The 9,708-nt window shown below is 45.4% G+C and carries 7 protein-coding genes; all 7 read left to right on the forward strand.

From position 1 onward, the window contains the following. Window positions 1-509 precede the first annotated feature (509 nt). The 7 genes from thrC (at window position 510) to P7J36_RS06230 (ending at window position 9,460) form a co-directional block, all read left to right on the forward strand. Window positions 510-1,994 carry a threonine synthase gene (gene thrC / locus P7J36_RS06200; RefSeq protein ID WP_408551514.1) on the forward strand — a complete coding sequence of 495 codons (1,485 nt, stop codon included), beginning with the start codon at window positions 510-512 and terminating at the stop codon, window positions 1,992-1,994. A gap of 127 nt (window positions 1,995-2,121) precedes the next feature. After that, on the forward strand, window positions 2,122-3,882 hold the full coding sequence (locus tag P7J36_RS06205) for an ABC transporter ATP-binding protein/permease (RefSeq protein WP_408562436.1): 1,761 nt from the start codon (window positions 2,122-2,124) through the stop codon (window positions 3,880-3,882). Continuing rightward, window positions 3,875-5,536: an ABC transporter ATP-binding protein gene (locus P7J36_RS06210; RefSeq protein ID WP_408551516.1), complete on the forward strand. Its 1,662-nt coding sequence runs from the start codon at window positions 3,875-3,877 to the stop codon at window positions 5,534-5,536. Before P7J36_RS06205 ends, P7J36_RS06210 begins: the two co-directional genes overlap by 8 nt. Further along, window positions 5,537-6,130 (forward strand): MptD family putative ECF transporter S component, encoded by a 594-nt coding sequence (locus P7J36_RS06215; protein ID WP_408551517.1) that lies wholly within the window; start codon window positions 5,537-5,539, stop codon window positions 6,128-6,130. It begins immediately after the preceding gene. After that, entirely contained in the window at window positions 6,127-6,786 is a 660-nt protein-coding gene (locus tag P7J36_RS06220; RefSeq protein WP_408551518.1) for an energy-coupling factor transporter transmembrane component T, read from the forward strand. The genes P7J36_RS06215 and P7J36_RS06220 overlap by 4 nt, the downstream gene beginning before the upstream one ends. Continuing rightward, a complete protein-coding gene (locus P7J36_RS06225) occupies window positions 6,750-8,177 on the forward strand; it encodes an ABC transporter ATP-binding protein (RefSeq protein WP_408551519.1) in 1,428 nt (475 codons plus the stop codon). The genes P7J36_RS06220 and P7J36_RS06225 overlap by 37 nt, the downstream gene beginning before the upstream one ends. 5 nt (window positions 8,178-8,182) lie before the next feature. After that, window positions 8,183-9,460 carry an MATE family efflux transporter gene (locus tag P7J36_RS06230; protein WP_408551520.1) on the forward strand — a complete coding sequence of 426 codons (1,278 nt, stop codon included), beginning with the start codon at window positions 8,183-8,185 and terminating at the stop codon, window positions 9,458-9,460. Window positions 9,461-9,708: the final 248 nt, after the last annotated feature.

The raw sequence follows: 9,708 nt of genomic DNA on the forward strand, positions 1-9,708 counted from the left end.
TTCGCCTTCGCCGCCTAGACTCTCTTAGGAAAAACTGATTTCAAAATGAACGTGTAAGTGTTTGTTGGACAAGTCTTTCCTTGATTGAGGATAACTTGCGTCACGATACATCGTTAAAGCTCCTTGCCTAACTTTAGTTATGCCTACGTCGCTTTGCCTTGTCTCGCTTAGAAAATCATTCCTTGATGAATGGGTTATCTTCGTCAATTTGTCTAGATAGCTTTTGGCTTAGAATGATTATAGTAGTAAGTTTAGGAACGTATGGTAAATCCAGTCTCGGTTAGTTGACTGACATATGATTTACAGGAAAATTGCCTCCAAACTTTCATAGATACCGGTCTATCTTGGGATAGGCTGGTATTTTTGATGGAACTTGGTAGGACTAGAACAATAATCTGGGTAATATTGTTAGGAAACTAGGGTTAAAGCCTGACTTTTCCATCATATCTTGCCAATTTTCTGTCAATTTGTGGTAGAATAGAAAAAATAGATTTTTTATGAGGGATACCATGACACTAGTTTATCAATCAACACGTGATGCTAAAAATACTGTATCGGCTAGTCAAGCTATTTTGCAGGGCTTGGCGACCGACGGTGGTTTGTTTACACCGATTTCTATTCCTGCAGTTGACTTGGATTTTTCTGTTTTGAAAGATGTTTCTTATCAAGAAGTTGCCAAATTGATTTTGTCGGCTTTCTTGGATGATTTCACGGCAGATGAGCTGGACTACTGTATCAACAATGCCTACGACAGCAAGTTTGACACGCCAGTTATTGCCCCAGTGGTTAAGCTAAAAGGTCAATACAACTTGGAGCTCTTCCGAGGCTCAACCATTGCCTTCAAGGATATGGCTCTGTCCATCCTGCCTTACTTGATGACGACAGCAGCGAAAAAACACGGTTTGGAAAATGAGATTGTCATCTTGACTGCGACTTCAGGCGATACGGGCAAGGCAGCCATGGCTGGTTTTGCAGACGTTCCTGGCACGCAAATCATTGTCTTCTATCCACGCGACGGGGTGTCTAAGGTCCAAGAATTGCAGATGACTACTCAGACAGGTGCTAACACGCATGTGGTGGCTATTGACGGAAACTTTGACGATGCCCAAACCAACGTCAAGCATATGTTCAACGATGAGGCCCTTCGTGCCAAGTTGGCGGCGAAGAAGCTCCAGTTTTCATCAGCCAACTCCATGAATATCGGCCGCTTGGTGCCACAGATTGTTTACTATGTCTATGCCTACGCTCAGCTGGTTAAGACTGGTGAGATTGCGGCGGGTGACAAGGTCAACTTCACCGTTCCGACAGGCAACTTCGGTAATATCTTGGCGGCTTACTACGCTAAGCAGATCGGTTTGCCAGTTGGCAAGCTCATCTGTGCGTCCAACGACAACAATGTCTTGACCGACTTCTTCTCGACAGGCGTTTACGACAAGAACCGCACCTTCCGTGTGACAACCAGTCCGTCCATGGACATCTTGGTGTCCTCGAACTTGGAGCGGTTGATTTTCCACCTCTTTGGCAATGACGCTGTAAAAACAGCTGAGCTCATGGAAGCTTTGAACACAACTGGTCAGTATGACATTCAAGGAGCTGACGTGGACATCCTCTCTCTCTTTGCTGCCGCCTTTGCGACAGAAGAAGAAACCGCTGCGGAAATCAAGCGTGTCTATGAGGAGTCAGGCTACATTGAAGATCCACATACGGCTGTTGCCTCAGCTGTCTATAAACAGTATGTGGAGCAAACAGGGGACCAAACTCCGACAGTGATTGCTTCTACAGCAAGTCCGTACAAGTTCCCAGTAGTTGCGGTTGAGGCTGTGACAGGCCAGTCAGGCTTGACTGACTTCGAAGCCCTTGCCAAATTGCATGAGATTTCAGGTGTAGCCCTTCCACCAGCTGTGGACGGCTTGGAAACTGCACCAGTCCGCCACAATACCGTCGTTGCAGCTGCAGATATGCAGGCTGAAGTAGAACGCTATTTGGGTGTTTAATAAAAAATAACTTATGACAAACTGCTTAAAACAGGCAGTTTGTTTTCTTTTTTCAATACAAATTAAAATTTACAGACAATTCAAAGAATGATATACTATATGGGAATATGTTTGAGGGAGGTGAACTATGGCACAAGAACAGGAAAAAATCACCAGAGAAAAGAAAAAAGCCCTCTTGAAGCGGCTCAAAGAACGCATCAAGCCCAAGATGAAGCTGGTCTATTTGGCAGCCTTTCTATCCTGGGTGCAGTTTTTGATGCGGATTATTTCCTTCTATTTGATTGCTAGGGGCTTTGTGACCTACTATGAGGGCGGGCAGGTTGATTTAGTACAGTTTGTCCTCATCTTGCTGGGGCTCAATGCCTTTGGTTATGGTGTGGCCCTGATTGCCAAGCGTTTGCAGGGGCTAGGCTCCCAGTTTGCTCGGGATTCGCTCAAGCAGTCCTTCTTTGAGGCCCTCTTGGCCAAGGACGGTCAGTTTGCATCAAAAGCGACAGCGGCAGATGTCTTTAACATCGCTTCGCAAGGGATTGACAGCCTGGATACCTACTATTCCTACTACATGGCTTCTTCCTTGCGGACCCAGTTCAACTGTGCGACTGTGCTCTTGCTGGTCTTTCTGATTTTCCCGTTGGGTGCGGTCATTTTCATCTTGGCCTTGCCTTTGATTCCCATTTCCATCATCGCTATGCAGAAGCGGTCCAAGCGGATCATGAATCGCTACTGGGGCTCCTACATGGATGTGGGCAATCTTTTCCTGGACGACCTCCAGGGGCTCAACACCCTCTATTCCTATCAGGCGGACGTTGCTTATGAAAAGACCTTCAATGAGCAGGCGGAGGACTTCCGCGATGCGACCATGGAGCTACTCAGTTTCCAGCTGCAAGCGGTGGGCTACATGGATGCGGTCATGTATCTGGGGATTGGTCTATCTGGTTTTGTGGCGGTCAATAGCCTAGCGGCAGGCAATCTCTCCCTCTTTAGTATGCTCTTCTTTGTCCTCATTGCGACGGAGTTTTTTGCACCCATACGGGAGCAGGGCTACGGTATGCACTTGGTCATGATGAATACCAAGATGGCGGATCGCATTTTTGGTTTCTTGGACAGCATGACAGCGGAGCGGGAAATCGATGCTACCCATGTGCCTGTTTTTGACAGTCTGAAATTGGAAAATCTGGCCTTTGCCTACGGAGAAAAGCCAGTCTTAAAAGATATTTCTATGACCATGACGGCTGGCAAGGTCTATGCTTTGGCGGGCGAGTCAGGGCAGGGGAAAACGACCTTGGCCCAGCTGCTCTTGGGACGCTTGCGGGCGGATAAGGGAGCTATTTACTTGGGTCAGCAGGAGATTTCAGGTGTTAGTCAGTTATCTCTGAATGAGCAGGTCCTCTATGTGTCGGGCCAGTCAACCTTGCTCAACCAGTCAATCTATGAGAATTTACGCATGGCTTGCGACTGGTCTAAGGAGGACATCTTGGCCTGGGCAGATCAGCATGGGGTCTTGCAGTTTGTTAAAAATCTGCCAGACGGTTTGGACACGATTGTGGGCGATGATGGGGCTTTCTTGTCGCCTGGTCAACGCCAGCAGGTCATCTGTGCCCGTGCGGTCTTGGCCAAACGCTCGCTCTATATCTTTGACGAGGTGACTTCTAGTGTCGATCAGGACAATGAAGCCTTGATTTACGACCTGATTAACTTGGTGGCAAAAGATGCCATTGTCATCATTATTACACATAAGATGAAGCAGGTAGAGCAGGCAGATGATATTCTCTTCTTGTCTGAGGAGGGAGCTGTGACAGGCAATCATGCCACGCTTTATCAGACTAGCTCTGCCTATCGTCAGCTGGTCGATCAACAAAGAGAATTGGAGGAAGCCGTTTATGGATAAGAAAGAAATGCCAACAAGTGTGCTGATTCCGAGACTCTTGCAGTCCATGAAGCACCTCTTGCCACGGATTGCGGTGGCAGTTTGCTTTGCGATCTTGGGACAGGTGGTGACCATTGCTATTCCAGTAACGCTGGTCTATCTGGCTTTTGATGCCCTTACTGGCAATCCTGCTCCGCTATGGACCTTGGGAGCCCTAGTCATTCTGGCTCTTTTGCGTGGTGCCTTCCGCTACGGTGAGCATTACTTTGGTCATTATGTGGCCTTTCATACGCTGGCGGCCTATCGTCGTTTGATTTTTGCAAAACTGCGGGCCCTGGCTCCTGGGAAATTGGATCGACAGGACAGCGGTAGCCTGCTTAAGATGATTGGGGAGGACATTGAGGCCTTGGAGGTTTTCTTTGCCCATACCATTGCCCCGATTTGTACAGGGATTTTAGTGGCTCTTGGCTTGACAGTCTATTTTGGTCTGTCCAGCTGGGGCTTGGCTCTCTTGGCTCTGGTGACCTATGCCCTTTTAGCGATTGCTATTCCAAATCGGTTTGCCCAGCTGTTACAACCCTTGCTCAAGGAACAAAATATCAGTCGTAAGGGCTATGTTTCCTACTTTATTGAAAGTCTTAAGAGCATGAAGGATCTCATGCAGTTCCAGCAGACAGATGCTCGCTTTGCCAATCTGACACAGAAAAGTCAAGAGGTCAATGGGCAGGAGCGAAAGGTTGCCCAGACCAACTTTATGCAGTATGCCGTTTCCTTCTTGGTGGTGGGCTTGTCTATCATGGGCTTTGCCTGGCTGACTTTTGACTTGGTCGGCAGTCAGAGCTTGGACTTGGCAACTGGTGTGGCCCTCCTGGTGTCCTTTACCAGCTCCTTTGCTCCCTTCTTGGAGCTCAGCCGTCTGCCTCTTGGTTTCAAGCGGGCTATGAATGCTGGTCGGAACATCTATGCTCTTTTGGATGAAAAAGAAGCAGAGCGAACAGGTGACTTGGTTGAGGTCAGCGTGACGGATATTGCTATTGAGCAAGTTGATTTCGACTATGATGACCGAGAAACCGGGCTCTATCGGAACCTGTCTGTTCAGTTTGAACAGGGGGGCATCATCGGTCTGGTCGGTGAGTCCGGTGCAGGAAAATCCACCTTGATGAAATTGATTATGCGGTGGTATGACTGGCAGCAAGGTCAAATCCGCCTGTCTGGCTTGGATAGTCGGAAGGTAGACAAGGCTCATTTACAAGGCTCCTTTGCCTACGTACCTCAGGTACCGCAAATCTTCCGCCAGACCATTCGAGAAAACCTCCTCTTGGGACGGACAGATGTGTCGGATGAAGTTATCATGGACTTGGCAGAGAAATGCCACATGAAAGAACGGATTTTGGCAGCACCGCAGGGCTTGGATACGATTGTGGAAGCCAGTGACTTTTCAGCAGGAGAAGGACAACGTCTGGAACTCATGCGGGCCCTGCTCAAAAACGCAGACTGCTATATCTTTGATGAGCCAACTAGTAACCTAGATTCGCTCAATGAAGCCCGCTTTATCCAACTGGTTAAGGAACACTGTCAGGGCATGGTTTTCTTGATTTCTCATAGAAGCTCGACCATGGCCTGTGCGGATACCATTTTCCGCTTGGAAGACGGGCAATTAGTAAAGGAAAAATAAATGAAGAAATTACAAGTAAAAGATCTGATGGTAACAGGGGCTTTTGCTGCCCTCTACTTTGTTTGTGTTGGTCTAGGAACCTTGTTGAGCTTGGTTTTTGATCGTTCGGGTAATATGATGTATGCACCTGCTGGAGCAGCCCTTTTGGCAGGACCTGTTTATATGTTATTGGTAGCCAAGGTTGGTAAATTTGGTTTAATTAGTCTAGTTGGAGCAGTAATGGCCTGTTTCTTTTTCCTATCAGGCTATATGACAGCGGCCTTTCTCCCAAGCTTGACCTTTGGTTTTTTGGCAGAAATGGTAGCGAAGTCAGGTCACTATAAACAAAAATGGACCAATCTTCTTAGCTATATCATTTTCTCTTTTGGAAACATGGGACCGATTATTCTTATGTGGTTCATGCGTGATGCCTATGAGGCCAATCTTTTGGCACGTGGAAAATCAGCAGAATACATCGCTCGTGTCATGCTTGATTTCACTCCAGGGAATGTACTCTGGTTGTCAACGACCATTATCTTAACAGCTCTTATCAGTGGTCTGTTTGGTCAATATATGCTTCAGCGCTATTTTAAACAATCAGGTTATCTTTCATGAAATTAGATGCTCGTACAAAAATTATTCTCGTCATCTTCACTAGTTTTACCTATGGGATGCGTCTTACAATACTAGAAAATGCAGTGCTGGTCTTAGGCCTTAGCCTGCTTTTCTGGTTTTCTGGAAAGCGGAAAATGGCTATAATGAGTCCGATAGCCTATGCTATGTTTTGTCTGATGTCCTATATTACATTTTTACCAGCATGGCTGACGCATTTGTTGCTTGTATTGACCTATACATGGCCTCCGCTTTTGGCAGGACATCTATTGCTGATGACGACAAGTGGTTACGAACTCATTCATGGCTTACGGAAATGGCACCTGCCAGAGGTATTTCTTTTGACGTTGGGAGTAATGTTTCGTTTCCTACCTGCCATTAAACAGGATGCTCGTACGATTTGTGCCTCTTTGAAGGTTAGAGGAATTTTTTTACGGAAGAGAGATGTGGTTTGTAAGCCACTCCAGTACATGGAGTTTTTCTTGGTTCCCTTGATGATGTCTCTCTTGCGAACAGCTCAGGAATTGACAGTAGCCAGTCTGACAAAAGGTTTGGCTGTATCTACAAAATCACCTGCATATATTCGGTCGTCTTGGACCGTGCTAGATTGGAGTCTTTGCTTATGTTGTCTCGGTTTTCTGATTCTCGTCCGGCTGTGACGGTAAAAAATGTAGCATTAACTTATTCAGGGGCAGATAAACCAGCCTTGCAGATAGAGGATTTGACCATTCCAGAAGGCCAGTGTGTTGTTTTATGTGGGCAGAGTGGCTCTGGGAAGTCTAGTTTTCTCAAGGTACTGAATGGTTTGACGCCAGAATATTATCCTGCTCAGCTTTCGGGACAAATTTTCTTAGGGGACTTGGATTTACAAAAATCTAGTCTGGAAGAAACATCTCGGCACATTGCTTCAGTCTTTCAGCATCCGTCTACTCAATTTTTTCATAGTCAGGTCTTGCAGGAATTGGTTTTCCCTTGTGAAAATCAGGGTTTGTCAAGAGAAGAAATCGAGAATCGCCTGGCTTGGGTTATGGAATTATTTGGTTTGGCTTCTCTTAGCCAGCGAACGATTTCCAGTCTATCAGGTGGTCAGCAACAACGTCTAGCCTTGGCCGTTGCAGCTATGCAAGGGACAGGTGTCTTGGTTTTAGATGAGCCGACTGCCAACCTAGATCAGGAAGGGATTGCGATTGTAGAGGACATCTTGAAAACTTTAAAAAGCCAAGGCAAGACCATCATTATTGCCGAGCATAGACTGTCTTATCTCAGTCAGTTGGCAGATCGCTATTTATATTTTCAAGATGGGCAAGTGGTGACGGATTATCTAGCAGATGAGTTTTTAAGTCGGACAGAAGAATGCCGTCAGGATATGGGACTGCGTTGTTATGACTCGGAGCCTTATGGGCGGGCAATAGCGGAGCTGGCGGACCAGTTTGTTAATGATAAAGAGGGGTTACTTGTTGAAAATTTATCGGTAAGTCAGAAGGAGAATACTCTCTACAAGATTGAAAAGCTTTGCTTGGCACCAGGACAGGTGGTGGGTTTGGTTGGATCGAATGGTTCTGGAAAAACAAGCCTTGCTCGTTATCTGGTCGGTTTAGCGGAAGATAAGAAGAGTAGGATTTCTTGGCAAGGTCAAACCTTGTCTGGTCGCCAGAGATTGGAAAAAACAGCCTTTGTTATGCAGGATGTTCGACTCCAATTATTTGCGGAAAGTGTTAAGCGAGAACTTACTCTTGGAAGGAAAAATAGAGCTGTCGATGAACATTTGGTAGCTCGTTTTGGTCTATCGGATTTGTTGGAGAGGCATCCGGTCAGTTTATCGGGTGGTGAACAACAGCGCGTGATGATAGTGGCCAGCTTACTGGCAGATAAGGAAATTTTCATTTTTGATGAACCGACGAGCGGCTTGGATTTGAGAGGAATGCAACAAGTTGCTTCTGCTTTAGTAGACTTAAAAATGAAGAATAAGTTGGTTTTGTTAATTTCTCACGATGAAGAGCTATTGAATCTTGTTTGTGATAAAATAGTAGATATTAAACAGTTGAAATAGAGATTATGAACAAACAAACCTATAAAGAAATTTTAACCATTGCCTTTCCAGCCATGGGGGAAAACCTTCTCCAGATGTTAATGGGGGTAGTAGACTCTTATCTAGTAGCCAGTATTGGCATCGTAGCTTTGTCTGGAGTTTCCCTTGTTAATAATATTTTAGCCGTCTATCAGGCGGTTTTTATTGCCCTGGCAGCAGCGGTGTCTTCTCGTTTGGCTCAGACTTTGGGTGAAGAGGCCTCAGAAGGCATTGGAGGAACTGCTAGTGAAAGTGTCAAGTTTACAGTTTTTATCGGTCTCCTTTTAGGGATTTTTTCAGTTCTGGCAGGTCCAATAGTACTTACTAGCTTGGGAGCAGAGTCAGAAGTGGTACGGGCTGGAGGTCTTTATTTGATATTGGTTGGTGGGGGAGCGCTTTTTTTGGGACTTATGACAAGTTTGAGTGCAATCTTACGAACCTTGGGGGAACCACGTTTTCCTATGTATATCAGCCTGCTCTCTAACATTTTAAATGCACTATTTTCAGCATTTGCAGTCTTTGTGCTTCATGCAGGTGTAGCTGGGGTTGCGATTGGAACGGTATTATCGCGATTGATTGGTTGTAGTCTGCTTTGGTCTCGCTTACCGATTTCTTTAAAACCATGGACCTGGTCCTTTGATAAAGAACTGCTTAGACTTGCCCTGCCAGCAACTGGTGAACGGTTGATGATGCGGGTGGGAGATGTGGTAGTCGTAGCTTTGATTACCAGCTTAGGAACAGCGACGGTAGCTGGAAATGCGATTGGAGAAACCCTGACGCAGTTTAATTATATGCCGGCTTTAGGGATTGCTACCGCGACAATCATCCTTACAGCGAAACACAGACAGGATAAGGCTATGGTCCGACATATTTTTCGAACAAGCTTTGGCCTTTCTTTGCTGTTTATGTTTTTTGTGGCTGGTGTGACTTATTTTGCGGGGCCTTTCCTAATCGGTCTTTATACTAAGGATATTCAAGTAGCACAAGCTAGTCAAACAGTATTATTTTATGCCATGTTGGGAGTTCCCTTTACAGCTGGCACTCTTATTTTGACAGCTCTTTGGCAAGGTTTAGGAAATGCTAGATTACCCTTTTATGCCACAACTATCGGTATGTGGCTAGTGCGGATTGGCATAGCTTATTTATTTGTAACATTTTTTAAAATCGGTTTGTCAGCCATTTGGATTGCAACGATTTTAGATAATGCCTTCCGAGCAGGGGTGCTATTTTTTCTGTATAGGTATTCAAAACAAGAATCAATTTAAGATAAGGCTAAGAAATCTTTCAGTTTTGTTTAAGTTCAAAGATTTATACTATATTCAAGCTAGAAATAGCAACAAGTTTTTTTCATATAATCTCCTAGAGAACAGTCGGCCGCGGTCGGCTGTTTTCGTGTGTTTTATTCTTATGTAAAAATGGTATAATAGTAGTGATTGTATAAGTCTAGTGGTAAAAAGTCAATAGAAAGTTGAGAAAAATCTAGTTGTTTTTTTAGAAAACAGGGTACACTAAA

The sequence above is a fragment of the Streptococcus suis genome (assembly GCF_046032115.1).
GTDB lineage: Bacteria > Bacillota > Bacilli > Lactobacillales > Streptococcaceae > Streptococcus > Streptococcus suis_AJ.

Bases quoted from the DNA above. Each gene is read 5' to 3' on its own strand.
- thrC (WP_408551514.1), top strand. From the start codon at position 510: ATGACACTAGTTTATCAATCAACACGTGATGCTAAAAATACTGTATCG.
- P7J36_RS06205 (WP_408562436.1), top strand. From the start codon at position 2,122: ATGGCACAAGAACAGGAAAAAATCACCAGAGAAAAGAAAAAAGCCCTC.
- P7J36_RS06210 (WP_408551516.1), top strand. From the start codon at position 3,875: ATGGATAAGAAAGAAATGCCAACAAGTGTGCTGATTCCGAGACTCTTG.
- P7J36_RS06215 (WP_408551517.1), top strand. From the start codon at position 5,537: ATGAAGAAATTACAAGTAAAAGATCTGATGGTAACAGGGGCTTTTGCT.
- P7J36_RS06220 (WP_408551518.1), top strand. From the start codon at position 6,127: ATGAAATTAGATGCTCGTACAAAAATTATTCTCGTCATCTTCACTAGT.
- P7J36_RS06225 (WP_408551519.1), top strand. From the start codon at position 6,750: ATGTTGTCTCGGTTTTCTGATTCTCGTCCGGCTGTGACGGTAAAAAAT.
- P7J36_RS06230 (WP_408551520.1), top strand. From the start codon at position 8,183: ATGAACAAACAAACCTATAAAGAAATTTTAACCATTGCCTTTCCAGCC.